Below are 25,138 nucleotides of genomic sequence, written 5' to 3'. Positions count from 1 at the left end.
AAAGTACATTTATCCAACATTTATGCATGAGAAGTTTTGATCACAACAAATGGCAATAACACCTTATAAAATTTGTTAATTCGACGTAGCAAGTATTAATCCATCATCAAAAATACGTAAATTTTTCTAGACATCTCTCATGAAATCTAACTAAGTTGACAACGTTTCATATTTGGGAGCTTGTTATGAAAATATTGAATTCGGCATCCGCCCTTGCGATTGCCGCAATGACATTTGCGGGGGGGACCGCATTTGCAGCTGAAAAAGAGCTGGTGATCTTCAACTGGTTGGGTGGTTCAGAGCGTGATTTGATCATCGCACTCGAAGAGGGCTTCACAGCCAAATATCCGGATTATGAGATCAAAGACATCAACCCGGCAGCAGGTGGGGATGATCCGCGGTCTGGCATTCGTTCAGCGATGTTGTCTGGAGAAGAGTTTGATCTGCTGCTCAACACATGGCCTTCCTTTGAGAAGGAACTGGTTGCCGCCGACCTGATCAGCCCAATTGATGCTGCATGGGAGCAGTATGGCTGGTCTCAAGCGCTGAATGACAGCTGGCGTAATCTGGCGAAGCATGACGGCAAAACCTATGGTGCTTACTTTATCGCGGGCAACCGTTCTGGTGTCTGGTATCGTCCAGATACGCTGGCAAAAGCTGGTATCGCGGGTGAACCTATTCAGTGGAAAGACTTCCTCAGTTCCTTCAGTGCTTTGAAAGAAATCGGCATGCTGCCTGTTTCCATCGGTGCGAGAAGTTGGGCGCAAACGGAATGGTTTGAAAACGCGCTTTTGCGAACGGCTGGTACAGCATTTGCGAAGGAGCTGTCTGAGCACAAGGTGTCCTGGACAGATGCTGCGGATGCCGTGCTGAAAAACAAAAAGGCCGGCTTCATGCTGATTGGCTCCTGGGCAAACCAGCGCGCCAAGAATGAGTATGGGCTGACGCCGATCAAAGACTACTCATACATGCAGTTCCCGGTGATCAAGCCGGAATACGGCAATGCAATGAGTGTTGATGGCAAGAACTTCCTTGTGATGAAGCAAGCGAAGAACCCGGAAGGGGCAGAACTGTTTATCGACTTCGTTCTGAGCAAGGAAGGCTCTGCAATTATCGCGGCGCAGAACCTTGCAACCCCGAGTGCAAATGTGGATCCCTCGTCCTATGATCCGATTGTGCGCAAATACGCTCAGATTTTGCCGCTCGTCGATGTTTTCTTTGTTCTTGATGACCTTTTGCCAGCTGAGTTGAGCGGTGAATTCCGTATTAGCTTGCAAAAGTTCCTTCGCGACCCAAGCGATGCGAGCATTGACAGTGTCACAGCAACACTCGAAGCAAAAGCGAGTGAGCTTTATCAATGAGTGTACAACATGGGTCTATCTTAACCTCCCAGACCCAGGCGGGGCCCTTTGCGGGCCTCGCCACCCGGCTCTTCGGAGGTAACCTGCGCCGCGCTGACTGGATTGCATTTGCTCTGTTGGCGCCGACATTGATCTTCTTCAGCATCGGCGTGCTCTATCCGCTTTTCGAGACGATCCGTGTGAGTTTTCTGGACTGGACCGGATTGAGTCAGCCGAAACCTGCGGGTTTTTCTAACTACACCAAGCTGTTCAGTGATGCGAACTTTTGGAATGCCTTGCGTGTGACGCTCACCTGGACGTTGGCGTGTACGGGCATCTCCGTTGCTATCGGCTGGAGTGTCGCGTTGATTTCCGGTCTGGCTCCCAAGCAGACCGCGCCGTTCCGTGTGGCAATTTTCGCAGCCTATGGCATTTCAGAGACCGCTAGTGGTTTGATGTGGCTGGGTATTTTGCAGCCGGATTTTGGTCTCCTCAACGGCATTCTGCGCCTTGTTGGGCTGGAAGGCTGGGCCTCGCCATGGTTGGGTGAACCATCTACCGCAATCTGGGGCGTTGTTGCTGCCTATGTCTGGACGCAAGCTGGTCTGCCCTTGCTCACCTGCTACGCGGCTATTCAGGCGATCCCGAAAAGCCAGCTTGAAGCGGCTCATATGGATGGTGCCTCTCACTTCCAGATCCTGCGATACATCATGGCGCCTCTTAGCCTTCCCGGTGTGCGCATTGCGATTTTCATCAACCTGCTCAACAGCCTCAAGGCGTTTGATATGATCCATATTCTAACAGCTGGAGGTCCGATTAGAGCAACGGAAACAGTGGGTTACTTTATGTATCAGGAGTCCGTCATCTACTTCAAGCAGGGCTATGGCGCTGCAAGTACGGTGGTGCTTCTGCTCGCGGTTATCGTCTGTTCCATCCCACTAATTCTGGACAAGGCATCGGAGAGCAAATGATCACTCAAACTCCAAAATGGCCTGTGTATGTGCTGGGGTGGGTGGCGCTTGTCTGGATCATTCCGCTGGTTGGCATCATCGCCATGTCCATTCGCCCTGAAGGGGAAATCACCAGCGGATGGTGGACGATCGAGCCGTTTACGTTCACGCTGGATGCCTGGCGTGAGGTTTGGGTCAACTACCCGATTGGCCGTGCGTTTCTCAACTCTCTGGCTGTAGCCAGCTTTGCAACCGTCCTTCCAGTTCTGTTTGCACCAGCTGCGGCCTATGCATTTCACTACCTCAAGTTCCCGTTTCGCCGGATCTTGCTGCTCATCCTTGTGAATGCATTTGTTGTTCCAAATCAGGTGGTTATTATCCCACTCTTCAAGTTGTGGCGTGAGACTGGGCTCATTGATACCTACTGGTCTGTGGTCATTCCGTTCGTTGGGCTGTCGTTTGCCTGGGCTGTTTTGCTGGTCAAAAACTTCCTCTCCAACTTCCCGCGGTCACTGATTGATGCGGCGCAGGTGGATGGGTGTGGACATTTGCGGACCTACTTTTTTATCGTGCTACCAAACACGATTACGGCGATGGCAGCAGTTGGCATCCTGCAGTTTATGTGGACCTGGAATTCCCTTCTACTGCCGATGTTGTTCCTGCGAGAAAATGCAACGCTGCCGGTGATGCTCTCCACGATCTCTGGCGCCTATGAACCCAACTGGGATCAGCGCGCTGTTGCGACCATTATTACCTCCATCCTTCCACTCGTTATCTTCTTGTTCTTCCAGAAGTATTTCTCCGATGACGGCAAAAATAACAGCGGTTCCAAGGGCTAAATCATGTGCCATAAAAAAGAAGTAAAAGACTTCCGATACCGCCAGATTCATCTGGATTTTCATAGTTCTGAACATATTCCGGGGATTGGGTCCAAGTTTGATCCGGCGCAGTTTGTTGAAACACTGAAGCATGGCGAGGTGGACTCCGTCACGCTGTTCGCCCGTTGTCATCACGGCTGGAGTTATTACCCCACCAACGTGGGCAAGCCGCACCCGGAGTTGCAGAACCCGGACCTGCTGGGGGACATGATCACAGCTTGTCATGAGGCCAACATTGCGACCCCGATTTACCTGACAGTTCAATGGGATGAGCTGACAGCTCGTGAACATCCGGAATGGCGTGTGATGCAGTCGCAAAACACGGCAGCCAATTATCCGGGCACAGAGCCGTCCGCGATGAACCAACTTACGCCCACCTGGCACACCATCTGCCTGAACCACGAAGGCGCAATCCAGCGACAGATCGACATCGCTCTGGAAGTTTGCGCTCGTTATAATCCGCCTGCGTTGTTTATGGACATCCTCGCCTCCTGGGAGTGCACCTGCAACGCCTGCCTTTCCTCAATGAAATCAGAGGGTTTGGACCCGCTGAAGGCGGACGATCGTAAGAGCAACGATAAACGCGTTCTTTTGCGTTTTTTTGAAAGGTTTTCGCAAGCGGTCAACGGCGAGTTCCCGGATACACGAATTTTCTTCAACTCTGGCCACATCTACAAAGGGCAGGATGAGCGCTACCAGTATTACGGTCATCTGGAGCTGGAGAGCCTGCCGACCGGTGGCTGGGGTTATGACCATTTTCCCGTCTCAGCACGGTACGCTGATACATTGAACCTGCCGTTCCTTGGTATGACGGGACGCTTCCACACGCATTGGGGTGAGTTTGGCGGCTTCAAGCGCGCTGATGCATTGTCCTATGAGTGCTGCCTGATGGTGTCTTTGGGTGCGCGCTGTTCTATCGGCGACCAGTTGCACCCGAACGGGCATATGGACTTTGCCACCTACGATCTGATCCGACCGGCTTATTCCCGCGTCAAAGCACTGGAACCATATGCCAGCAACGCGACCTATCAGCGCGAAGTGGCGATCCTTTCTGTCGAGGCGCAGGTCTCCCAGCTTGGTAGCCACCTTGGGCACCGCAGCGAGCCGAGCGATTCCGCCTCTGCCCGTATGCTGCTGGAAATGCAGATCCCGTTTGATCTCATCTCCTCGTCCAGCAGCTTTGATGAGTACAAGCTGATAATTTTACCGGACAGCATTCGCCTGAGTGATGATCTTGCGGCTCGCCTGAAAGCGTTTGCGGACGCGGGTGGTGCCATTCTGGCGACTGGCGAGTCCGGCCTTGATGTTGAGGGCAAGCGATACCTCCTCGACATCGGAGCAGAACTGTCTGACACACCAATGGAGTACGACCCGAGCTATCTGTCCTGTCGGGGAAAGCTGGACGAGGATCTGGTCGATGCTTCTGTTGTTATGTACGAGAAGGGGGCACTCTTACGCGCAACAGATGGTGATGTGCTGGCTGATGTTCGTCCATCCTATTTCAACCGCACATGGGACAAGTTCTGCTCACACCTTCACACGCCAGAAGATCCGGACGCAGAGCCAATCGGTCCGGCGATCATGCAAAAGGGCAATGTGGCCTATGTGGCATACCCGCTGTTCCGCCTTTATGGCGCAACGGGCCAGACGCTTTACAAATATCTGGTGCGCGGGCTCATCAACCGCCTTATGCCAAGTCAACTGATTGGCACCGAGTTGCCATCGGCGACCCGCATGTCTTTGATGAAGCAGGCAGATGAGCAACGGCAGGTGCTGCACGTGCTTTATGCGCCAACCCAACTGCGTGGCAGTGGCGTGCCGTATAATGATGGTCAGACCCGTGCGGTTGAGATCATCGAGGATGCGCCGGAGTTGAAAGAGGCCAAGGCGTGGGTGCGAATGGACGAAGAGCCTGCCAACGTGACCTGCGCTTATTCGGGTAAAACACTGCCATGGCAGTATGACAGCCTCGACAAAAAGCTGCACATCGTCTTTCCTAGCCTCCATATCCATGGGGCCGCCGTCATCTCACAGGCAGATGACGCAGTGGCTGCGGAATAAAGGGCAGTGCAGTGAAAAAACCAACCATCCTCGATGTAGCAGATTCCGCAGGCGTCGCTGTCGGCACAGTCTCGCGTTATCTGAACGATCAACGCATCAGGAAGGACAACCGGACCCGGATCGAACAAGCGATTGCCGATCTGGGATATCGGGCCAATACACTTGCCCGCGCCATGAAAACAGAGCGCACGAACACAGTCGGGTATCTGGTTCCCAAGTTTGACGAGTTCAACTCGGGGATTTTGACCCAACTGGTGCGTTCTCTGCGTGCCCGTGGGTATTCCATTGTAACCTTTCACCATTCCGATGAAGCGGATGCCATCAACGAGGCGCTGGAATCAGCCTCCTCGCGGCGCATCGATGCCATCATCTTGTCTGGCACTCATGAAGTGACGGAGAAGGTGCAGGAGCTGTTGAGCGGAGAACAACCGGTCATCATCTTCAACAACGATGTGCCGGGCGTGGAAACGGATAAGGTGCTGGTGAATGATGAGGCAGCTGCGCAAGACGCTGTGAGCCGCATGATTGACTTTGGCCACACCCGCATTGGCGTGGTGACAGGGGACCTGAATGGAAGCACAGGGCAAAACCGGTTGCAGGGCTACAGAAAAGCCCATGAGCAAGCTGGCCTGAGTGTTGATGAGGAGTTGGTTTACGTTGGCAATTGGGGCCAGCTGGATGGATACACCGCCATGGACAGGTTCCTTGGCATGGAAAATCCGCCAAGCGCTGTGTTCTTCTCCAATTACCTGATGACCATTGGTGGTCTGGACTGTTTGTCCAGTAACGGCAAACAGGTGGGCAAAGATATTGATCTTGTCACCTTTGATGACCCGGACATGTTCCGGTTGATCCCTCCGGGCATCACTGCCATTGAACAGCCGATTGAGCAGATTGCCCGTCACCTAACGGAGATCGTGCTGAGCCGGCTGGATGGAACGGCGCCTGACCACCCCCGCAATATTCGCGTCAATTGTGCGCTCAAGCTGCGTGGCTCCTTAGGAGTTGCTCGGAAAGCCTCCGGAAAAACCCATGAAGATAGTTAGCTACAACATTCAATACGGAACCGGCATCGACGGCAAAGTCGATCTGGAAAGAATTGCAGGAGAACTTGAAGGGGCCGACATCATCGGCCTGCAGGAAGTTGACCGCTTCTGGAAACGAAATGGCAATGTAGATCAAGCCGCGGAACTGGCCGATCTGCTTGGCGGATATCGCTGGGTCTACGGTCCGGGTCTTGATATGGACGCCTCGTTTCACGATGAAAACGGCAAGCTGGTCAACCGCCGCCGTCAGCACGGGGAAATGATCCTTTCCAAATACCCGATCATTTCCACCCGCACTTATCCGTTGCCTAAGATGGGTTCCATCACCCGCCATGCCATTCAGGCTGCTTTGCTGGAGGCCGTCATTGACGCGCCGGGTGGACCGCTTCGTGTCTACAACACCCACCTGTTTTACTGGTCTCCAGACTTTGCGCTGGTGCAGGCACGGTTTGTGAGAGATCGCATCAAGACAGCTCCATCCGAGGGCGGGGCATGGTGCGGAGGACCGGGTATTGATGCCCACTGGCTCAATGATGAACCGCAGCCAACCATGCCAACAGACTGCATTTTGTTGGGGGACATGAACAATGGACCGGGCACGCCTGTCTATGAGGTGTTCACTGGCCCGCCATCAGAAGAAGGTGGCCGCGTGCAAACGCTGGATGGATTTGTGGACCCGTGGGTGTGGCTTGGCAATGAAGAGACAAGCGGTAAGACCGCTCACTTCGACACGCGCCGCATCGACCACCTGTTTGTGAGCGCCTCACTGCGGCACCGCATTGCAGGCATGCGGGTTGATGAAGATGCGAAGGGCTCTGACCATTTGCCGGTCTGGTTGGAACTGAAGGACGCCTGAGGGGGGGAAAGCATGGCACAAGTTACTCTGAAAAATCTCGAAAAGTCTTATGGTCCAAACAAGGTCATTCATGGCATTGATCTGGAGATCAAAGACAAGGAATTCGTTGTTTTCGTCGGCCCATCCGGCTGCGGAAAATCCACCACATTGCGTATGATTGCTGGCCTTGAAACGATTTCTGGCGGGGAGCTACTCATTGGTGATCGTGTGGTCAATGATATGCCACCACGCCAGCGCAACATCTCTATGGTGTTTCAGGACTACGCGCTCTACCCGCATATGACAGTGGCGAAGAACCTCGGGTTCTCGCTCAAAATTGCAGGTGTTTCTCAAAGTGAGATTGAGACGCGTGTGGCGGATGCCGCGGCTATTCTGGGGTTGGAGCCCTATCTGAAGCGCAAGCCGGGGCAGCTTTCCGGCGGTCAGCGCCAGCGTGTTGCCATGGGCCGTGCTATAGTGCGTCACCCGGATGTGTACCTGTTTGACGAGCCGCTCTCCAATCTGGATGCCAAGCTGCGTACCCAGATGCGCATTGAGATCAAAAAACTGCACCAACGCGTGGGGAACACCATCATTTATGTGACCCATGATCAGGTGGAAGCCATGACCTTGGCAGACCGGATCGTGATCATGCGTGATGGCATCATTGAGCAGGTGGGTAGTCCGCGCGAGGTTTTTGAAAAGCCCAACAACACGTTCGTGGCAACCTTCATTGGGTCTCCGCCCATGAACTTGATTGATGCCCATGTGGCCAGCAGCAATGGCGACCCTGTGTTGAAGTTGGGGGACGGCAGTGAGCTGAGCGCTCCAGCGCGTCTGCGCAATACTCTCGAAGCGGGCAAAGCGGTGAAGCTAGGCGTGCGGCCAGAGGACATTTCGCCAGAAGGCAATGCGTTGCCAACAGCGGGCGAAATCGCGCAATTGCAGCTGCCTGTGTTGCTCTCTGAAGATCTGGGTTCAGAGGCAACTTTGTTTACGGAGCTGGCAGGCTCTCCGGTTCAGTCCATCATGTATAATCCGCGCACAGTGCATGCTGGGGAAACACTGAGCTTCAACATGGCGCTTGATAAATGCCATGTGTTTGACGGCGAAAGCCTGCGCAATCTGGCAGCTTAAGCACTTTTGGGGTGTTTTGCCGAAGACCTGATACCTCTTTGGCAGAACGCAATTTAAGCGGTTGGATTGACGTAAACAAAGAAAAGCCCTGAGCGGATGTGCTCAGGGCTTTTGCTTCTTTAGCCTGTGGGAGGCTGACTTACGCCATTTCTTCCATTTCAAAACCCGGAACCAGCTCCAGCGGCATATCCTGATAACAAACCGGACGCAGGAAGCGGCGGATTGCCATGGTGCCGACTGAGGTTGCACCGAAATTGGTGGAGGCCGGGTACGGACCACCGTGAACCATGGCATCACACACTTCCACACCAGTCGGGAAGCCGTTTGCCAGCACGCGTCCTGCCTTGCGCTCCAGCAATGGCATCAGCTTGCGGGCCTCTGCATGGTCTGCAGCATCAATGTGGATGGTGCAGGTCAGTTGGCCTTCAATAGTGCGCGCCACATCCTGCATCTGCTCGATGTTCTTCAGCTTGACGATGATGCCAAGCGGGCCGAACACCTCTTCCTGCAGCTCTTTGTTCGCAAGCCAGTTTTCGGCGTCCGTCACAAACATATATGGCTTGGCACCACGGGTTGCGCAGGCCGTGCCCACCAGCTCTTCAACGCCTGCTTCACCAGCGATTTTCTCAGCGCCAGAGCGGTAAGCCGCTGCAATGCCATCAGTCAGCATTGGCTGCTCATCAGCAGCGCCCAGTGCTTCTTGAGCCTTGGCGATAAAGGCATCCGCCTCAGCGCCTTCCACCAGCAGAACCACGCCCGGATTGGTGCAGAACTGGCCTGCGCCCATGCACAGGGAACCAGCCCAACCCGCCGCAATGGCCTCACCACGATTGGTGAGTGCGTTCGGGAAGATGAAGTTTGGATTGATGGAGCCCAGCTCGCCGAAAAACGGGATCGGCTCAGGGCGGGAGGCGCACAGATCAAACAGTGCACGGCCACCACCAAGGGAACCGGTGAAGCCAACGGCTTTGATGAGTGGATGCTGAACCAGCGCGGTGCCAACCTCACGACTGCCGCCTTGTACCAGTGAGAACACGCCCGGATGCATGCCGCAGGATTTGATCGCCACATCAATGGCTTGTGCCACGATTTCAGCAGTGCCTGGATGAGCCTCATGGCCCTTCACAACCACCGGACAACCAGCTGCCAGCGCAGAGGCGGTGTCGCCACCTGCGGTGGAGAAGGCAAGCGGGAAGTTGGAAGCGCCAAACACGGCAATCGGACCAACCGGACGCTGGCTCAAACGCAGGTCTGAACGCGGCAGAGGAGCACGGTCTGGCAGTGCCTCATCGTGGGTGAGGTCCAGATACTCGCCTTTCTCAATATGGTCGGCAAACAGACGCAACTGACCAACAGTCCGGCCACGCTCACCGTTGAGGCGCATTTCCGGCAGGCCGGTTTCTGCACAGCCCACTTCTGTGATTTCTGCTCCGCGTGCATCGATCTCGTCCGCGACCGAGCGCAGGAATTTGGCGCGTTCTGCGCGGGTGGTCCAACCGAAGGTCATGAAGGCGTCTTCGGCGGCCTTTACGGCGCGATCAACCAGTTCGCTAGTGCCGCATGCATAGCTTTTGGCAGGGCCCGAGAACGGGGATGACTGGAATTTCTGGGCGTTATCGACCCATTCTCCGGCAATGAGATGGCAACCTGTTAGCATCGTTTCCTCGGCACATGAAGTTATCTGGCAGGCGCAACAATCTTGTTGTGCAGCCCACAGCTTAAATTTGACAGTGATATATCACTATCCACTATCAGGTTCAAGCCAATAACTTCATATTGTGCAAAGGTCTTTTCTATCGCAATTCCGTAAGGGCTTCATCTTCCACGCGAATTCGCAGGGCAAGAAGAGCGCCGTTAAAGCCTGAGAACAGGAAGGCGATTGGAAACAGGCCGAGGACCATAGGGGCGGTGAAAATCTCCAGAGCCACCAGCAAGTAGTTGGGATGGCGCACAAACGCAAACGGTCCCTTCGTCACCAGTGGGGTTTTGGCCACAATAATGCGGGTGGTCCAGCGGCGCCCCATGCTCAGCAATATCCAGAGGCGGAACACCTGCAGCACCACAAAGACGAGTAACCACGGCATGGAGACTGGTTTGTCGTAGCCCAGCACAACGAGTGCGATGATCCACGCCACATGCACGCTGACGATCAGTGGATAATGCGAGGCGCCAACCTCATAGGCTCCAGCAGCCAGCAAGCGTCTTGTGTTGCTGCGGGCAATAACGAGCTCAGACAGACGCTGAATGACGATGAATGCCAGAAAGATTACGGCAGGCAGGGACGCCTCAGGCATTGATCACCCCCTCTGGTCTTTGGAAACCGGTGGTCTCCCAGCGCCCACTTGCCTCATTGGCAACAACGGACACTGGCTGGAAAGAAGCTGTGAAGCCAGGGCCAAGCGCGCACAGGACCATGTTGCCTTGTGGGGAGCGCTCCAGAACCCGCTCCAGCACAAACAAAGCGGTTGGAGCGGACATGTTGCCGAATTCCTGTAGGATTTCACGCTCTACATCCAGTGTATTGGCAGGCAGATCCAGCGCACCTTCCAGCGCCTGAACCACTTTCGCGCCGCCCGGATGGCAGACGAAACGATCAACACCATCCATGTCCATGGTGAGTGCATTCAAACTGCGCTCGGTGACATCACGGAAATGCTCGGTTGCAAAATCGGGAATAGAACGGTCAAACACCACGCCAAGGCCGTGTTCTTCCACATTCCAACCCATAATGTTGAGTGTGTCCGGCCACATCTCCTGATGACCCGTGCCCAGTACAAACAACTGTTTTGAACTCTCGGGCTTGCTGGTGGACAGGCAGGCAGCAGCTGCACCGTCGCCAAACAGAACCGTGGCGATGATATCCGCCTTCGTGAGCCGGTCACTGCGGAAAGAAAGCGTGCAGCCCTCCAACGCGACAACGAGCACGTTGCTGCCCGGTTTTGCCTGCGCCAGTTGCTGCGCGATGGAAAGGCCGGAGACGCCGCCTGCACAACCAAGGCCAAACACGGGCACACGCAGGATGTCAGTGCGAAAGCCCATCTGTTTCCAGGCCTGAGCTTCCAGTGTTGGTGTTGCAATGCCGGTTGAGGACACCGTCACCACGCAGTCGATTTCATCTGCGCGCAGACCTGCTTTAATCAGCGCTTTGCGGGCGGCAACAATAAACAGATCCGTTGCACCGCGCAGATAGGTTTCATTTCGGGTTTTCCAGTCTTGCGGCTCTAAAAACCACTCCAACGGGGCGAAGGAATAACGGCTCTTCACGCCAGCAGACAGGAAGGTGCCAGCCATACGCTCAAACTGTGAGAACTTTGGCCCGAGGATCCGGCGGGCGTAGTCCAACACCAGCGTCTGGGGCAATTCATAGGGCGGCACCGCTGTCGCAAGGCCGGTCAGGTAAACGGGCATCGGCTCTCCAACCCTGCTTTCATTGTTGCCAGATAATGCATCATCAACTTTATAGGCCTTGACCAAGCCGCTGAAAATCCGGCGTTTTTTGGGGTTGTTTTGGTGGGGTGAGATTGAGTGCTATGGAATGTCAGAGGGAAGCGGTTTGGGCCTCCCGTTCATTTGCGGTTTTCATACGGTAAATCGTGAAAGCAAGCAGGGTGGCGTTGGTGATATCGTTCAGAGATCCGCCCCAGGAGCCAACGATCAGGGCGTTGACCATCCATGTAAGAGCACAGATGAGCATGGCGAAGCGCATTTGGATTCCACTCAGGCAAAACAGCGCAAAACCGCTCATGAGAGAGGCGGACCACGGTAACAGGTCGATGAGCCCTTCATACACCATCACACTCATTATGGTTTGGATGACGGCAAAGATGCCAAACCATGTGTAGCCCTTAAAACGCAGAGAAACGAAGGATCGAACACCATTGATGCCGAGGTTTGCGCCTGCAACATAAGCGCCCATCAGCACATAATGGATGCAGAACAGGGAGCAGCTGACAAAAAGCAGGCTGCGAAACAGTTGATCATGTCTGGTGGAAAAGCCAACTATGTTGACGGCATAGGCCGCCAGCCCAAAACTCTGTATGACGAGTGGATCCATCTTCCGTTTTCTTTCTTATTGGAAGAGGAGTGTAGGCGTAGTTGGCGCTCAGATCGTCTGTAATTGCGCGGGTCAGAGATACTACGGGCTGGATAAGTCCAATCTCAGAGCGCCAGAGCAAAGCGGTGCAATGTCAATGGGTTGCCGTTCAACTGCACAGTCTTGGTGCCGTTTTATCCCAGCGGAAGCCACAGGCCAATAGTACGTTGGAAGAGGCAGGGTTGTTGTCTGCTGCAAAGGCCTCCAGATGCTTCATCGCGCCATCAGCCCGCATTTGCTCCACAACGGCAAGAACCGCGGCTTTGGCGTAGCCTTTGCCCAGATGCTTTTCGCCAACTCTGTAGCCCAGCTCAACAGTGTCCAGAGGCTCTTTGTCCAACTTGCGCAGGTTGATGCGGCCCACCAGCTCGCCATTGCCAGAGCGGACCAGATAAAACCTGTCAGGATCAGCCATCAGGTCTTTGATAACCTGTCGGAGCGATATCTCCTTAAAGTGCTCGGGCCCGCGGGCGGGTACCCACTTTTCAAAGAAAGTGCTGTTGCTGCTCTCAAACTCCAGGACTTCGAGCGCATCGGCCTCACAGATTTCATGAAGGGAAACGGACGGTATGGCAAGCTGTGTGGGTGTATTCATAAAACATGCACTTTTGAAAATGACCCCTGAACATTAACGGGTAATCTCAAAAGAGAAAACCCCTCGCGCGGGCAGGTGCAAGGGGTTCTCAATTGTAAGCTTCAGCAGGGTCTACAGATCTTCGCGAGAAAGTGCGTGGTCCGGAATGCTGGCGCAATCCATTTTCACCATGCCCTGACCATCCAGATACACCCAGTTGCGGTTGACACTGGTTGCCAGATACTTCTCATCATCTGCATGCACCAGTTCATCCTGCTTGAACTTCGGCAGGATCCAGAGTTTCATCAGCACCCAGTAGAGCGCAAAGGCGGAGAAGAAACCAACGAAGTAGGAGAGGTCGATCACGTAGATCGCCAGCGCACCGCCCACAGCCCATGCAATCAGACCTGCCGGGTTGCAGCCTGCAATGTACTTGAACTGACCGTCTTCCTCATAAAGCTCAGGTACATTGAGGCGGCGTTTGCGGATCACGAAGTAATCGCAGATCATGATGCCACCCAGCGCTGCCAGCATGGCGCCGTAAAGGCCAAGGTATGTGAAGAGGTGATCAAGGATCAGCCAAGGCATCGCCAGCGTACCCACGATGGCCGCGAGAACCAGACCCATGGCGTAAGTGATCCATGGAGCGCCTGCATTCACAAAGGTCAGTGCTGCCGGGATGAGGTTGGCGCTTGTGTTGGTGGACCACTGCGCCAGCACCACCATAACCAGCAGAACCACCAGCGTGATGCCAGTGCCCTGACCCTGAATAACGGTGATCGGGTTCCAGTCACCAGCTGCGATGAAGGACACTGCGCCGATCAGTGCGATCCAGCTTTGTACTACTGGCAGGGCGACGAACTGCGCCAGAAACACGTTCTTGTTGCGCTTGAAGAAACTCTTAGTGCCAGCTTCCACATGCAGGAAGCGGGTGATGTTTGGAATGTCCACCGCCAGTGAGGACCAAAAGGCCATGTTGGCAACGAAGAGGGCAACGATGGAGATTTCCGCATCGCCAGCAAAGGACCAGATGTCTTTTCCGCTTGCTGTGGCAAGGTTATCAAGCGTGAAGTACATCCAAACAGAGATTGCCATGATGGCTGGAGCGGCGATTTTCGCAAGACGCTCAACAGCGCGAATGCCCATGGCGGTGTTGGCCACCTGCAGTACGGCAAACCCGATGTACCAGACCACCCAGTTATCGAACCCGGTGAGGTAAGAGAAGATGCCGTTTAGCGCCAGCGCGCCAAGGTAGGTTTGAATGCCGAACCAGATGGCCGCGACTACACCGCGAGTGATGGAGGGAATGTGCGTGCCCACAGTGCCAAACGGGGCGCGGAGGTAAACTGCAAAGGAAATGCCGTGCTCGGTGCCGATGTCGGCGGTCATCGCCATGACGATGCCAAGCAACAGGTTGGCGAAGAAGATTGTTGCAATAACGATTGGGAGAGGGAGACCTGCTACACCGCCAGCACCCAGCTGGAAGGTTGCGATGATCACCGCCATCGAGATCCAAAGTCCAATGTAACCACGGTTGGAGATGGCACGTTGATTAAGCCAGACGGGAAGGATGGCTGGCTCCATGAGGCGGGATTGGCCGCGTGAAGTCTCATCCATAACTTGGGTTTGTGCCATGTTCTAGATCCTGATGTATATTAACTTTTTTGAGACAGTAAATCTTAGCAGGGCATAAGTATGCGCGTGCAAAAGCAGCGCTCACAGCAAGAAGTAGAAATAACATTACCGTTTGCCGGTAGTTGCACTACATGCACTGCGAGGCTGAATAAAGCCTGATGAGATTGTTCTGCTAAAGTCGGCTAACTAACCTGAAAATATGTATTGCGCAAGTAGGTCAGAGCAAATTTTACTAGATTTTCGCAAAAGTATTAGAGTGAAAATATTTATCAGGTGCGAATAAAACTTCAAAACTAAGTTTTTTGATCAACTGGTAAAAGTATTGATTGATGTAATTCTTGTGGGACGTGCCCTTAAACCTCAGCAGGAATAGAGACACGCTGTCAGATGGATAACTTACTTTGGTTTTACGCAACTGGCCTGATACGGACCATCCAGTTTAGTTTGAAAAGAGTAGGCATGGCAGGTTTTGACATACTCATTATTTTTGTAGACTTGGACCGTGACGTGCTCAAACGTACTGTCGAATGGCAAGTTGCCGCCTTTGTGCCAGCCCTTGGTGATCTCCAGGTCTGTGTTGCCGATGGAGTTGTAGCCGTTCGTGATAGACTCTTGAACGGAATTGGAAAGCGTTTCTGCGATCGTGGTTTTATCGCTGTCGGAGGATTTAGAAGCCAGTTGCTCCGCTGTCGCTAGTTTGTCTCCAATGTAGACCGCCGCTTGCGCGCCAGAAACTACCATTGTTGAGGCGAGAAACGCGCTCAGAATCATTCGTGAAAGCTTCATTTGGTTCTCCTGTTCTTATTGGCCCAACCTTGGGCATTCAGGAGACGCAGACAGAATGGTTTTGTGAAGGGGACGAGATGGCGGGGTAAACCTTAACTCTCCGCTGAAGGGCAGGCTCCACAAGAACCGTCAATCATGGACTTCTGCTTCAGCACGTCGAAGATCTTCTCAAAATCTTCCTGCTCAAGACCGGATTGCTCTTCAATGACCTTTGAAATGTGTTTGATGGTCTGAGTGCGGAGCGCCTGGCCTTTGCTCGTCAGTGCGACCTCGATTGCGCGACGGTCTTCTGCGGAACGTTGACGCTGCAGCAAACCGAGTTTCTCAAATTTATCAACCAGCACAGTCACGTTGGAGGGCAGGCAGAACAGCAGGTCTGCAAGTTTGCCCATGCGCACCGGTTCGCCCAGATGCAGCAGCATATTGGTCTCTGTCGGTGTGAGCTTATCAGCGTATTCCGAGTAGGATTTATGGATACGTCCCAAAATTTCCTGAAACTGGAAGAGCACAAGCATGCTTGCCGGTAAGTCTTTCATTTCATTCACGTCCTCAAATCTGCAGGTGGCGTCATATCAGGTTTGCTTTAAAAAAGTAATATTTATAATATTGAACTATTAAATCATTGTAGTATATAAGACGCAACAGAACGGAGTAAAGACATGTCCAAGTCAGTTGTGATTTATGGCGGTGGAATCGCCGGAGCGACCCTTGCAACCCAGCTTTCAAAGCATGCCAATGTGAAGCTCGTCAGCTCGCTTGATTATTTTGAGGTGCCAATGGCCATGCCCCGTGTAGCGGTGCAGCCAGACTATGTGCACCAGGCGGTTATGCCATTTCATTCGTTTTTGAAGGGCGTGGACTTCATTCACGGCAAGCTGGAGCGGTTTACCGGAGAAGTCGGGCACGTCATTGGTGTTGATGGCGCTGAGCATACGTTGGAGGCTGATATCTCCATTCTGGCAACAGGTAGTCGGTTTCCCTCAGAACTGATCCGCCCAATCTCTGGTTCTACAGAGGATCGACACGCTGCGTTTAAGTCGACCCATAGTGCGATTGAGTCTGCGCAGAAAATCTTGCTCGTTGGCAGTGGCCCGGTTGGCGTTGAGATGGCAGGTGAGATTACCGAGCGGTTCCCGCAAAAATCTGTTGTCTTGGTGGAATCCAGCGGTGAAGTCCTCAAAGGCACCTCCCGCAAGACGGCAAACCATGCCGTGAAAGTGCTGCAGCAGCGAGGTGTGACGTTCATGCTAGGCGAACGCGTGCTTTCACCTGCGCCATCCAGCTCACTGAAGGCTGAAGCCGGGCAAGCCAAGCTCTCTAGCGGCGAGGTCGTAGATTACGACCTGATCATCTGGTGTGTAGGCGGCAAGCCGAATACGGATTACATGCAGCAGGATCTTGCTCATCTGCTTGATACACGCGGCTATATTGCGGTTGAAGACACGTTCCAGATGAAGGGCCAGAGTAACGTCTTTGTGCTTGGCGACATCGCCGGGATTGATGAAGTGAAGAAGGCACTGTATGTGCGCGGTCATGTGAAAACTGTGGCCCATAACGTGTTGCAAATTTTGAAGAATCCGCAGGCCAAGCTAAAGAGCTACAAGCCGAAAACCAACGATAACATGATGGTCGTCACCCTTGGCAGTCAAACCGGTGTTTCTGATGTGCCGCCAATTGGTACAGTGAAAGCCAGCTGGTTCACACGCATGGCAAAGGCAAAGACGATGCTGGTGCCCATGTACCGCAAAGCGCTCGGTGCTGCTGCCAAGGCGTAGACGCTCAGCTTGTGGTGTGCTGCTTGAGCAGAGCTGCTTCCTGATCAGCTGTCAAACCGCATTTGAGAGCTGTATCGCGCCGGGTACGGTCCCACGCCAGCAACGGGCCAAGCGTTTCGTTCAGCGGGCGACAGGTTAAACCGGCTGCCTCTGCACGGGTGGTGTCCACGTTCATGAAGTGCGCGTAGTCTGGAAGGGAGGGCATCATGACGGGTAGATCGGTCCACGGCTGAATGCCTGCATCAATGATATGCTCTTCCTCCACCCAATGCAGGCGAGCAGGGGAGTTCGCTTCTGATATGATGGCCTGCAGGAGATCACCGAGTTGAAGCGGAGGGCTGGTGACATTCCAGATGCCTCCGCGTTTGGTCTGCGCACAGACCAGCGCGAAGTCAGCCACATCCCGCACATCAATCATCTGCACCTGTCTTGAAGCCGGAGCCGGAGCTGGGACCGTAGGGTCTTGCCGTGTGGCCTGGTCGATGCGGCGGACCCACCAGGTCAGCCGATCTGTATAGTCGCCAGCGCCAACCAGCAGACCCACGCGCAAGGAGGTTGCTCGCTCGCCAAGAACATCTTCCGCGGCAAGCTCACATGCTCGTTTGAGGGCACCATAAGACGCGCCGTAAGAAGCCGCTGAACTGCGCTCGGCAGGTGATAGGCCCTGAGCAATAGCCAGATCATCCTCAGTCGCAGTGGGCACAGGGTCTTGTTCATTCAGGTGCGGTTTTGCAAATGTGCAATAGGCTGAAATTGAGGAGATGAACACATAGTGCTGCAGTTGGCCTCCAAGCGCACCAAGCAAGCTGCGCACGGCATCAGGTGAGAAGGCGCAGGTGTCAAAGACCCAGTCAAACGTATGTTGTTTCAAAACGCTAAGATCACCGTACCGATCAGCTGTGATTGCTTCAACGCCCTCTGGTAACGATCATTTGGTACTACCGCGCACCAGCACAGCAACCTGATGGCCTGCACTGACAAGCGCATCCGTTATCGCGCCGCCTAGAAAACCGGTGCCTCCAACAACCAAAACCCGCATGACAGTCCCCCTTGTTTGTAAAGTACCCTAGACGTCCTGATGTGGTTGTCCAGCCACGGTGCTCGGATTGACGAGGATAGCCACATTGACGTTGCGGCTTCCCTCTGCTATTCCCCCAGCCCTCAGCTGCAGCAATTGGTGCGCAGCACAGTTTGGAGCGAACCATGTCTTTCCGCGTTTCGCCCTTAAAAGGGCACTGATCCTTCTTAGAGCCAGCGTTAGCGGCCTTTAGGATCTTCTTTCGAGCCATTGCTCGGAAATACTTTCAAGAACTATAGGCCATTCTTATGGGCAATTTACGCTTGGATTGCGCGACCCGCGCTGCCAGTGCGCCTGCGCCAATCCATAAATTCTATGGGACTTCCGCTTGGATCCTAGGTGTCACGACCTGCAATCATAATCACTTCGGCCAGCAATCATCGTTGTTTTGAGCCCGAATTATCTGCATCTATCTAAGGGGTTAAACCCACATTATTTGCGAATGAACCCAGATTATTTGCGACCAGCCTGCAATCATAAGTCCCGACCCACATTAAATGCGAACAGGTCAATGAAGCACTTGCTTTGTGGCACAGCATTTTTTGAACTTCTTGCCGGAACCGCAAGGGCATGGGTCGTTCCGGCCAACTTTTGGGCCGAGACGGACATAGGTACCGCTTGGCTCAACATATTGATCTTGCTGGGCCGAAAAGTACCGAAACATACGCATGACACCTGCCGCGGAGGCAATGATCAGCTCATCTCGTTGCTCAGGTGTGACGGGTTCCTTGAATGGCTGCATCTTCGGATCAGGATCTTTCTCGTAAGCCAGAGCCCAAATGGGAACCATTGAGCCAGCATGCTCTTCATCCTCAAATAACTCTGTCCAGATTGAGCGACGCAGATCGATCCCAACCAGAAATCCCTTGGCCCAGTCATTGGCTTGAACCAAGCCTTCTTCATCTTCCAGAAGTACAGGACAATAGCCAACTTCAGAGTAGAGCTGCTCGCTCACATGATTGAAGTGCCGCGCAACAAGTTTCCCGACTTGGATGATCTCTTCTGCGGTTCCGAAAACAAAATCATCACCTTCAGTTTCTTCGCCGAGCAGCGCGTCCATATACTCACTGGGCGCGACAAAATCAGGGCAACAGGCAAGGGCTGCAAAGAAACCGTCAAGCGCCTCAGTGTTGGGGATTGCTCCGCCTTTGACACTGGCAAGAAACTTATCCAGCTGTTCAAAATCGGAGTCCCTCAGTTCGTCGGTCGATGTCATAGCGGCAGCCCAGCTCTTCGCATTATTGTTGAAATTTCGTCGGTTCTGTCCGCATCCAATTGCCCTTTGAGAAAACGGCGGATCTCGGGAACACGGCTATCTGTCATCTCGGCCAGAGCTTTTGGGCCGTACCCGATCCGTGCCAGCTTGGCGTCCAGATCATCAAACCCAATAGAAATGGTTTCCTCCACAATCTCACGGGAGACCTGTTCAGCGCCCATCCGGTAGGCATCGGTAAATGCCCGGTCCAGATGTTCGGCAAACTGCAAAGGGGTGGACAGGCGTTCGGCCAAGAAATCCTGAGCAGCCTCCTCGATAACCTTTGAAGGCTTCACGCCCTCTGCAAGGCACTGGCTGAGGAGCCAGGTAAGAAACTCACGGCATTCATCGCTGATACTGTTGAATTCAAGCTTCACGGTGCGGTGCCCGACTTCTTCCATGGTGGCCCGTCGAAGGTCGTTGCGAAGGCGCGGATGGCCGACAAGAACGATAGATAGGGTTCCCCCACCAGCACTGATGACTTCCTTCAGCCGTTTCAAGCCGTTGAGCGTATGGCCATGCAAGTCATGGGCTTCATCAATAAACATGGCGATCGGTTTGCGCGCCTTGCGCACAGCTTCCTGCAGCATTCGTTCGCGTTGCTCCGGCTGTTTGGGAACTTTGAGATCCGGCTTGCCAGAGATATCGAGAAACAGGGCGGTGATCAGCGCGGGCAGAACAACGCGTGGCTTGTCGACGGACAGGCTGCGGGAGACAATAATCTTCTTTGATTTGATGATCTGCTCCTGAAGGCGGTTGATCATCATCGTCTTGCCGGTACCAACGGGGCCGGAAATGGCAATCAGGTGCCCCGCCATAATGGCCGCCATCACATCGTCGCTGAACTGGACTTGCCGTTCCGTCTCAAAATAGCCCGCCTGGTTCCAGGATCGTTCGATACGAAAATGATTCATGACCTGTGTGCTGAGCATGTGCCTCCCCCTTATATCTTGTCGTTTAATTACTTGCGTCGGAACCGGTCCTTGATCGCTGCTTCAATCTCTGCCTTGTTAAGGGTCCGGGTAACGAGATCACAGATAAAGCTCAGGTCGTCGCCAGGTAGCTCCCCTAGTGGGCGTTCGAGAATGTCGGAGATTGCACGGCGGGCGCTGAGTGTATTCTCATAGGTGAACTGGCCCCATGGGTCAGGGTCCGCAAACCGGACCTTGGACAAGGGCACAATATCAGCAGAAACTCTTTCTATTTCCGGCCCGCCAGCAAGTGCTGAGCGCGGCAGGCTTATCTGCTCGGCAAGCTGTGCCACAGTCTGAGCGCGGATTTCGCGGCGAGATGTCTTCCGTTTACGATACCGGTGTAACGGGATCGGACCGCCCTCCGCGCGGTAAGGACCAAAGCGCCTATCATTCCATTCCACAAACAGCTCATGGTCAAACAGACCCCACCAGAGCAGAACCTCTTCGCCAGCCAACTCGCCATCAACTTCGTAATACGCCCCGCCAACTGAAACTCTCGCATCGGCGGCCACTTTGCGCCGTTCCGGTTCCCTAGCAAAGGCGCAAAAGCGTTCCCACGAGCACATCTCGCGCAAGCCCTTTTCCGGCAGGTTGGTACCCCAGTCTTCCATCCGGCTATGAGGTTCACGCCGGTGGTTTTTTTCATTATATTTGCCAATGAAATTCTTAAGCCAAAGATTAGCTTCCGCTTCGGTTTCCGGCTCATGGAAATGATAAAGCGTCTCGTGGGCCTCTTTGACGGTTCTGAAAGGGCGTTCGACCTTGCCTTTGGAGCGGGCGGTGACACGATTGCCATCAGACCCGGCTGGCATATGCGTTTGCCAGGCAACACCGAGCTTTTCCATGACAGACTGGAACACCAGACTCTTCGCGACGGGTCCATTGTCCAGATACAGCATGTCGGGAATGCCCTGAAACGCATTGTCCTCCTTAGGAGCCATGGCGTTGAACAGGAACCGCAGCGCGCTTTCCGCATCCTCACCATAAACACAGCGGTATTCCTGATAGGAAACGCCGGAGCGGTCAGCAACGACGCTGTAGAGCATCAGCGTTGGCGCACCGCGTTTGGGATCAATCCAGGCAGGCTGCCGAATATGTTTGAGGTCCGACGGGCTCATATCGAACTGCCAGCACATATTGGAATGACGGGCTTCAAAGCGAACTGCTGGTGTTGCACGTGTCATGCGGGGATAATCCAGCCCCCAATCATTCAGCCAACGGTTCACCGTGGAGCGTTTCAAAAGGCCTTTTTGAGGCTGGAAGTGGCCTTCTGGCGTATGAACACCATGCTCTTCGAGAAGCTCTATCGCTCTGTTCGTTGAAAGATGCCGTCCCTTCTTATTGGTGGTGCGGATCTTCAAGGCTGCAATGAGTTCGCAATAGCGGTCCATATTACGCTCTGGGACCTTACGCGGCTTACCGCGGTCAGAGCGTCGCATGCCTTTGGGTTTATGGAGCGCATTAAGCGCCCGGTAGACTGTTGACGGGCTGACGCCGAAAAGATCGGCAATCTGGTTAATTTCCTCGCGCCGTGCTGCTGAGCGCGGTGGTAGGCCGCTCAATCTTGTTCTCAGTGATAGCAGCGTCTCAGGCGGAATGCGGATGCCTCTATTTGCCATTGGCAAACTCGTCGATATAGGCATAAAGCGTCGCGCGGGAGATCTCCATCAGGTTGCAGATTTCGTGCACCGTATGTTGACGTGAACGGTAAAGTTCAACCGCATGCGCTCTTTTCTCAAAACTGAGCGCCTTCTTACGCCCGCCTTTACGGCCCCGAGCGCGGGCTGCGCTGAGACCCGCCTGTGTGCGTTCACGGATGAGGTTGCGTTCAAACTCAGCCAAAGCACTGAACATGTGAAATATGAGCTGGCCACCGCTTGAGGACGTATCGATGGATTCTTGAAGGCTTTTGAGGCCAACGCCTCTTTCCTTCAGCTCCTCGGCTCGGGCAATCAGATCTTTTAAGGAGCGCCCCAAACGATCCAATCGCCAGACGACCAGCGTATCTCCGTCCCGGAGTTGATCAAAAGCCATGGTCAGGCCAGGACGCTCTGCCTTCGCCCCGCTGATCTTGTCGTCATAAATGCGCTCGCAGCCTGCCGCCAGTAACGCGTCGTGTTGCAAGTCAAGGCTCTGATCTTCTGTTGAAACCCGCGCATAACCAACCAGCATAGCAAATCATCCGGAAACCCAAGTCACGTAACGGAAAGCATACGGTGATTTCCAGACAGGGTAAACAGACAATATTATTCAACAATATCAGTGCGGATTTTTGAGTTTCCTGACCATCTGCCAAACGACCGTTTGCTATACGGTCCAAAGACAGCCGGGAGCCCATTGCAGTCATACGCGAAGCCATCGGTCTTTGCGGGTGCAGCAAAACGCTCGTGACCATTTGCGGACACTCAACTTAATTCTAGGCACGCCTAGCCAATGCGGGTTTTCAGCCACTGGTTGATTTTAGTCAGCTTATTGCTGAGTATCCTTAACTGATGGGGTGGATGGCTCCTGCTCCCACCAACGCCGTGATGCGTCATACTGCAGTTGGGCTGTGTCGCAAACTTTTTCAGTCTTGCGTAACGTGAGGCTGATTGTCTAAAACACAAGGGCTCTGTAATCCTGCGATGAGGATTGCTGTTGTGGTCAGTTTCAAAGGAAGCCACTACCCCAAAGACGCAATCCTATATGCGGTTTTCTTTTACGTGCGCTACTCGGTTTCTTACCGTGACCTTGAGGAGATCATGCAAGAACGCGGGGTTGAGGTTGATCACGCCATGCTCAATCGCTGGGTTGAAAAATACGCGCCTCTCATTGCAGCCAAGGCTAAGAAGCAGAAACGTCAGATTGGCACCACCTGGCGGATGGACGATACTTACATCAAGGTTAAAGGCAAATGAGAATATCAGTATCGAGCCGTTGATAAACAAGGAGAAATCGTTAATTTCATGCTCTCTGAGACCCGAGATGAAGAGGCTGCAACCCGTTTTTTTGAAGAAGCCATCGGCAACAATATTCTGCCAAAAAAAGTGGTGATGGATAAAAGCGGAGCAAACAAAGCCGGGTTAGCCAACATCAAAAGTTGCCTCTTCCTGGCGGGCCGCTGGCATTCCTTCATTGACATTCTTCAAGTCAAATACCTCAACAATATCGTTGAGCAGGATCACTGCTTTATCAAGCGCATCACCAAACCCATGATGGGCTTTAAGGCCTTCCGTTCAGCTGTGGCGACATTGGATGGAATTGAGGTGGCTCACATGATCCGAAAAGGATAACTGGGACAGGAAAGTGTTCCAGCCTTTCGTCAGTTTATGGCGCTCGCAGGATAACTGCGTCCAGACCATAGCTGGATTCTGTCCGCATCTAGAGCATGTTGCGTTTAATCGGCTTCATATCCTGCCGCTTTGAAGAAGTTGTAGCATTCCTCTTCTGTAAAGAGATCGCAGACATGACCAACCGCCTGCCACAGCTGGTCGTATGTGCGCAGCGGCTCGGCGGATCAGTGCCTTGAGTTTCGCAAATGCCATCTCGATGGGGTTCAAATCAGGGCTGTAGGGCGGAAGGAACAGAAACCAGGCACCGGTAGCCTTCATAGCTGCTGCTGCGGTTGGGCTTTTGTGCGATGACAGGTTGTCGAGAATGATCACGTCGCCGCCTTTCAGGGTCGGTGCCAACTGGGTTTCGACGTAGAGGTCGAACAGCTTCCCGTTCATCGCCCCCTCGATGACCCAGGGAGCATCCAGTCGGTTATGGCGCAGGGCGGCGATGAATGTCTGGGTTTTCCAGTGGCCAAAGGGCGTATGGTCGATCAGGCGCGTGCCTTTGGCAGACCAGCCGGTGGTCTTGGCCATATTGGTTTTCAGCGAGGTCTCGTCGATAAAACCTATGCGTGATAACAGGTTGCGCATGAAAGGTTGGCGTTGTGTGATCCAGATATGGCGCGCCTGCCAGACCTCAGGCCGCTTTTGTTCTGCTGCCTGAAGTTCTTTTTTTGTGTGTCAGGCCAAAGCTACGCAGAACGCGCCAGACCGAAACCCGGTGAACCGTAATGTTGTGCTGCTCCGCCAACTCTGACACCAAATCATTCAGGGTTAAATCCGGTTTTGCGATCATCCGCGCTTCGATCCAGCCCCGAACACCGGCAAGCTTGTCATGCCCACCACCATTGCCCTGCGCACGGGGCTCCAGACCGCCCGTTTCGCGCTTTAAGATCACCAGATCATTCACAAATCTAACCGAACCCCTGAACCGCGCCGCTGCCGCCCGGTGTGAATGCCCTTCTTCCACGAACGCTACGACACGTTCACGAAGTGCCATAGGATGTACTCTGCCCATCTCATGCTCCCAAATCTGCAATACAGACAAGGAATCACAGATTAAACAGCGAGGGAACCCTGAATCGGATAGTCTGCAACCCGCTCTAAAATTTGCGACGGAACCGATCTCATAATAATATGTCGACTACACGCACATGGATAGAGTGAGTTCTTTTGAACTGTCGGTGAGGACGGAAATCTTACACTAAATAAATTAGCAATGCCCCTACTGGCTTAGAGCCGGTAGGGGCAAAAGGGATGTCTTCATAAAATGACGATTTCAGAGAAGTTACATTTCAAAGTCAATCAAGGAGCAGCTAGCGCCGCAGCCTCTGCCACGTCTTCAGCTACTTCAAGAAATTCCCCTACAGCCACACCTTCCCCTTCAGCCACACCTTCCCCTTCAGC

At 53.7% G+C, this 25,138-nt stretch carries 24 protein-coding genes and 1 pseudogene; 9 read left to right on the top strand and 16 right to left on the bottom strand.

From position 1 onward, the window contains the following. The first annotated feature begins 185 nt into the window (after nucleotides 1-185). The 7 genes from PsWM33_RS01325 to PsWM33_RS01295 are packed head-to-tail and all read left to right on the top strand — an operon-like array spanning nucleotide 186 to nucleotide 8,247. The gene (locus tag PsWM33_RS01325) at nucleotides 186-1,361 is read left to right on the top strand and encodes an ABC transporter substrate-binding protein (protein WP_063298958.1); all 1,176 of its coding nucleotides are present in this window, start codon (nucleotides 186-188) and stop codon (nucleotides 1,359-1,361) included. Beyond that, a complete protein-coding gene (locus PsWM33_RS01320; RefSeq protein WP_063293524.1) occupies nucleotides 1,358-2,311 on the top strand; it encodes a carbohydrate ABC transporter permease in 954 nt (317 codons plus the stop codon). Before PsWM33_RS01325 ends, PsWM33_RS01320 begins: the two co-directional genes overlap by 4 nt. Continuing rightward, entirely contained in the window at nucleotides 2,308-3,129 is an 822-nt protein-coding gene (locus tag PsWM33_RS01315; protein WP_063298957.1) for a carbohydrate ABC transporter permease, read from the top strand. Before PsWM33_RS01320 ends, PsWM33_RS01315 begins: the two co-directional genes overlap by 4 nt. A 3-nt stretch (nucleotides 3,130-3,132) precedes the next feature. Continuing rightward, nucleotides 3,133-5,229: an alpha-amylase family protein gene (locus PsWM33_RS01310; RefSeq protein WP_063298956.1), complete on the top strand. Its 2,097-nt coding sequence runs from the start codon at nucleotides 3,133-3,135 to the stop codon at nucleotides 5,227-5,229. Nucleotides 5,230-5,240: 11 nt separating this feature from the next. Further along, a complete protein-coding gene (locus tag PsWM33_RS01305; RefSeq protein WP_063293527.1) occupies nucleotides 5,241-6,275 on the top strand; it encodes a LacI family DNA-binding transcriptional regulator in 1,035 nt (344 codons plus the stop codon). Beyond that, nucleotides 6,262-7,131: an endonuclease/exonuclease/phosphatase family protein gene (locus tag PsWM33_RS01300; protein WP_063298955.1), complete on the top strand. Its 870-nt coding sequence runs from the start codon at nucleotides 6,262-6,264 to the stop codon at nucleotides 7,129-7,131. Before PsWM33_RS01305 ends, PsWM33_RS01300 begins: the two co-directional genes overlap by 14 nt. Nucleotides 7,132-7,143: 12 nt before the next feature. Continuing rightward, nucleotides 7,144-8,247: an ABC transporter ATP-binding protein gene (locus PsWM33_RS01295; protein ID WP_063298954.1), complete on the top strand. Its 1,104-nt coding sequence runs from the start codon at nucleotides 7,144-7,146 to the stop codon at nucleotides 8,245-8,247. A gap of 139 nt (nucleotides 8,248-8,386) precedes the next feature. On the opposite strand, the gene PsWM33_RS01290 is transcribed toward PsWM33_RS01295, so the two are convergent. From PsWM33_RS01290 to PsWM33_RS01255, 8 genes are all read right to left on the bottom strand, one after another. Continuing rightward, the gene (locus tag PsWM33_RS01290; protein ID WP_063298953.1) at nucleotides 8,387-9,904 is read right to left on the bottom strand and encodes an aldehyde dehydrogenase (NADP(+)); all 1,518 of its coding nucleotides are present in this window, start codon (nucleotides 9,902-9,904) and stop codon (nucleotides 8,387-8,389) included. A 136-nt stretch (nucleotides 9,905-10,040) separates the two neighbouring features. Next, complete coding sequence (locus tag PsWM33_RS01285) at nucleotides 10,041-10,541, bottom strand: isoprenylcysteine carboxyl methyltransferase family protein (RefSeq protein ID WP_063298952.1); 501 nt, start codon at nucleotides 10,539-10,541, stop codon at nucleotides 10,041-10,043. Further along, on the bottom strand, nucleotides 10,534-11,655 hold the full coding sequence (locus PsWM33_RS01280) for a type III polyketide synthase (RefSeq protein ID WP_082826828.1): 1,122 nt from the start codon (nucleotides 11,653-11,655) through the stop codon (nucleotides 10,534-10,536). The genes PsWM33_RS01285 and PsWM33_RS01280 overlap by 8 nt, the downstream gene beginning before the upstream one ends. Before the next feature lie 130 nt (nucleotides 11,656-11,785). Then, nucleotides 11,786-12,301, bottom strand: a complete 516-nt coding sequence (locus PsWM33_RS01275) for a YgjV family protein (RefSeq protein WP_063298950.1) — start codon at nucleotides 12,299-12,301, stop codon at nucleotides 11,786-11,788. Between the two features lie 148 nt (nucleotides 12,302-12,449). Continuing rightward, complete coding sequence (locus PsWM33_RS01270; RefSeq protein WP_063298949.1) at nucleotides 12,450-12,935, bottom strand: GNAT family N-acetyltransferase; 486 nt, start codon at nucleotides 12,933-12,935, stop codon at nucleotides 12,450-12,452. 111 nt (nucleotides 12,936-13,046) lie between these two features. After that, nucleotides 13,047-14,549, bottom strand: a complete 1,503-nt coding sequence (locus PsWM33_RS01265; protein ID WP_082596461.1) for an NCS1 family transporter — start codon at nucleotides 14,547-14,549, stop codon at nucleotides 13,047-13,049. Between the two features lie 396 nt (nucleotides 14,550-14,945). Next, nucleotides 14,946-15,335 carry a hypothetical protein gene (locus tag PsWM33_RS01260; RefSeq protein ID WP_153039884.1) on the bottom strand — a complete coding sequence of 130 codons (390 nt, stop codon included), beginning with the start codon at nucleotides 15,333-15,335 and terminating at the stop codon, nucleotides 14,946-14,948. Nucleotides 15,336-15,427: 92 nt separating this feature from the next. Next, nucleotides 15,428-15,871, bottom strand: a complete 444-nt coding sequence (locus PsWM33_RS01255; RefSeq protein WP_063287703.1) for a MarR family winged helix-turn-helix transcriptional regulator — start codon at nucleotides 15,869-15,871, stop codon at nucleotides 15,428-15,430. 123 nt (nucleotides 15,872-15,994) lie between these two features. Between PsWM33_RS01255 and PsWM33_RS01250 the strand changes: the two genes are divergently transcribed. Beyond that, on the top strand, nucleotides 15,995-17,110 hold the full coding sequence (locus tag PsWM33_RS01250) for an NAD(P)/FAD-dependent oxidoreductase (protein ID WP_063298948.1): 1,116 nt from the start codon (nucleotides 15,995-15,997) through the stop codon (nucleotides 17,108-17,110). Between the two features lie 4 nt (nucleotides 17,111-17,114). On the opposite strand, the gene PsWM33_RS01245 is transcribed toward PsWM33_RS01250, so the two are convergent. From PsWM33_RS01245 to PsWM33_RS01225, 6 genes are all read right to left on the bottom strand, one after another. After that, a complete protein-coding gene (locus PsWM33_RS01245) occupies nucleotides 17,115-17,981 on the bottom strand; it encodes an epimerase (RefSeq protein ID WP_153039883.1) in 867 nt (288 codons plus the stop codon). A 57-nt stretch (nucleotides 17,982-18,038) separates the two neighbouring features. Continuing rightward, entirely contained in the window at nucleotides 18,039-18,149 is a 111-nt protein-coding gene (locus tag PsWM33_RS27830; protein WP_153039882.1) for an NmrA family NAD(P)-binding protein, read from the bottom strand. A gap of 547 nt (nucleotides 18,150-18,696) precedes the next feature. Beyond that, on the bottom strand, nucleotides 18,697-19,404 hold the full coding sequence (locus tag PsWM33_RS01240) for a UPF0149 family protein (RefSeq protein ID WP_063298947.1): 708 nt from the start codon (nucleotides 19,402-19,404) through the stop codon (nucleotides 18,697-18,699). Beyond that, entirely contained in the window at nucleotides 19,401-20,357 is a 957-nt protein-coding gene (locus tag PsWM33_RS01235) for an ExeA family protein (RefSeq protein ID WP_193778348.1), read from the bottom strand. The genes PsWM33_RS01240 and PsWM33_RS01235 overlap by 4 nt, the downstream gene beginning before the upstream one ends. 47 nt (nucleotides 20,358-20,404) lie before the next feature. Beyond that, on the bottom strand, nucleotides 20,405-22,015 hold the full coding sequence (locus tag PsWM33_RS01230; protein WP_082826827.1) for a helix-turn-helix domain-containing protein: 1,611 nt from the start codon (nucleotides 22,013-22,015) through the stop codon (nucleotides 20,405-20,407). A gap of 10 nt (nucleotides 22,016-22,025) precedes the next feature. After that, nucleotides 22,026-22,589 carry a recombinase family protein gene (locus tag PsWM33_RS01225; protein ID WP_063296752.1) on the bottom strand — a complete coding sequence of 188 codons (564 nt, stop codon included), beginning with the start codon at nucleotides 22,587-22,589 and terminating at the stop codon, nucleotides 22,026-22,028. Nucleotides 22,590-23,041: 452 nt separating this feature from the next. Here PsWM33_RS01225 and PsWM33_RS01220 point away from each other — a divergent pair. Beyond that, nucleotides 23,042-23,689, top strand: a pseudogene (locus PsWM33_RS01220) (IS6 family transposase). A 114-nt stretch (nucleotides 23,690-23,803) separates the two neighbouring features. Here the strand turns inward: PsWM33_RS01220 and PsWM33_RS28290 are convergent. Together PsWM33_RS28290 and PsWM33_RS28285 are read right to left on the bottom strand one after the other, a co-directional pair. Beyond that, the gene (locus PsWM33_RS28290; RefSeq protein ID WP_342585890.1) at nucleotides 23,804-24,343 is read right to left on the bottom strand and encodes an IS630 family transposase; all 540 of its coding nucleotides are present in this window, start codon (nucleotides 24,341-24,343) and stop codon (nucleotides 23,804-23,806) included. Nucleotides 24,344-24,368: 25 nt separating this feature from the next. After that, the gene (locus PsWM33_RS28285; protein WP_063298944.1) at nucleotides 24,369-24,749 is read right to left on the bottom strand and encodes a helix-turn-helix domain-containing protein; all 381 of its coding nucleotides are present in this window, start codon (nucleotides 24,747-24,749) and stop codon (nucleotides 24,369-24,371) included. Nucleotides 24,750-25,138: the final 389 nt, after the last annotated feature.

Origin of the sequence: Pseudovibrio sp. WM33 (genome assembly GCF_001623165.1) — a bacterium.
Taxonomy (GTDB): Bacteria; Pseudomonadota; Alphaproteobacteria; order Rhizobiales; family Stappiaceae; genus Pseudovibrio.
This window is presented reverse-complemented; position numbering and strand designations above follow the sequence as displayed.

Excerpts from the sequence above, each read along its gene's own strand:
- PsWM33_RS01325 (WP_063298958.1), top strand. The coding sequence starts at position 186 with ATGAAAATATTGAATTCGGCATCCGCCCTTGCGATTGCCGCAATGACA.
- PsWM33_RS01320 (WP_063293524.1), top strand. The coding sequence starts at position 1,358 with ATGAGTGTACAACATGGGTCTATCTTAACCTCCCAGACCCAGGCGGGG.
- PsWM33_RS01315 (WP_063298957.1), top strand. The coding sequence starts at position 2,308 with ATGATCACTCAAACTCCAAAATGGCCTGTGTATGTGCTGGGGTGGGTG.
- PsWM33_RS01310 (WP_063298956.1), top strand. The coding sequence starts at position 3,133 with ATGTGCCATAAAAAAGAAGTAAAAGACTTCCGATACCGCCAGATTCAT.
- PsWM33_RS01300 (WP_063298955.1), top strand. The coding sequence starts at position 6,262 with ATGAAGATAGTTAGCTACAACATTCAATACGGAACCGGCATCGACGGC.
- PsWM33_RS01295 (WP_063298954.1), top strand. The coding sequence starts at position 7,144 with ATGGCACAAGTTACTCTGAAAAATCTCGAAAAGTCTTATGGTCCAAAC.
- PsWM33_RS01290 (WP_063298953.1), bottom strand. The coding sequence starts at position 9,904 with ATGCTAACAGGTTGCCATCTCATTGCCGGAGAATGGGTCGATAACGCC.
- PsWM33_RS01285 (WP_063298952.1), bottom strand. The coding sequence starts at position 10,541 with ATGCCTGAGGCGTCCCTGCCTGCCGTAATCTTTCTGGCATTCATCGTC.
- PsWM33_RS01280 (WP_082826828.1), bottom strand. The coding sequence starts at position 11,655 with ATGCCCGTTTACCTGACCGGCCTTGCGACAGCGGTGCCGCCCTATGAA.
- PsWM33_RS01275 (WP_063298950.1), bottom strand. The coding sequence starts at position 12,301 with ATGGATCCACTCGTCATACAGAGTTTTGGGCTGGCGGCCTATGCCGTC.
- PsWM33_RS01270 (WP_063298949.1), bottom strand. The coding sequence starts at position 12,935 with ATGAATACACCCACACAGCTTGCCATACCGTCCGTTTCCCTTCATGAA.
- PsWM33_RS01265 (WP_082596461.1), bottom strand. The coding sequence starts at position 14,549 with ATGGCACAAACCCAAGTTATGGATGAGACTTCACGCGGCCAATCCCGC.
- PsWM33_RS01260 (WP_153039884.1), bottom strand. The coding sequence starts at position 15,335 with ATGAAGCTTTCACGAATGATTCTGAGCGCGTTTCTCGCCTCAACAATG.
- PsWM33_RS01255 (WP_063287703.1), bottom strand. The coding sequence starts at position 15,871 with ATGAAAGACTTACCGGCAAGCATGCTTGTGCTCTTCCAGTTTCAGGAA.
- PsWM33_RS01250 (WP_063298948.1), top strand. The coding sequence starts at position 15,995 with ATGTCCAAGTCAGTTGTGATTTATGGCGGTGGAATCGCCGGAGCGACC.
- PsWM33_RS27830 (WP_153039882.1), bottom strand. The coding sequence starts at position 18,149 with ATGCGGGTTTTGGTTGTTGGAGGCACCGGTTTTCTAGGCGGCGCGATA.
- PsWM33_RS01240 (WP_063298947.1), bottom strand. The coding sequence starts at position 19,404 with ATGACATCGACCGACGAACTGAGGGACTCCGATTTTGAACAGCTGGAT.
- PsWM33_RS01235 (WP_193778348.1), bottom strand. The coding sequence starts at position 20,357 with ATGAATCATTTTCGTATCGAACGATCCTGGAACCAGGCGGGCTATTTT.
- PsWM33_RS01225 (WP_063296752.1), bottom strand. The coding sequence starts at position 22,589 with ATGCTGGTTGGTTATGCGCGGGTTTCAACAGAAGATCAGAGCCTTGAC.
- PsWM33_RS28285 (WP_063298944.1), bottom strand. The coding sequence starts at position 24,749 with ATGGGCAGAGTACATCCTATGGCACTTCGTGAACGTGTCGTAGCGTTC.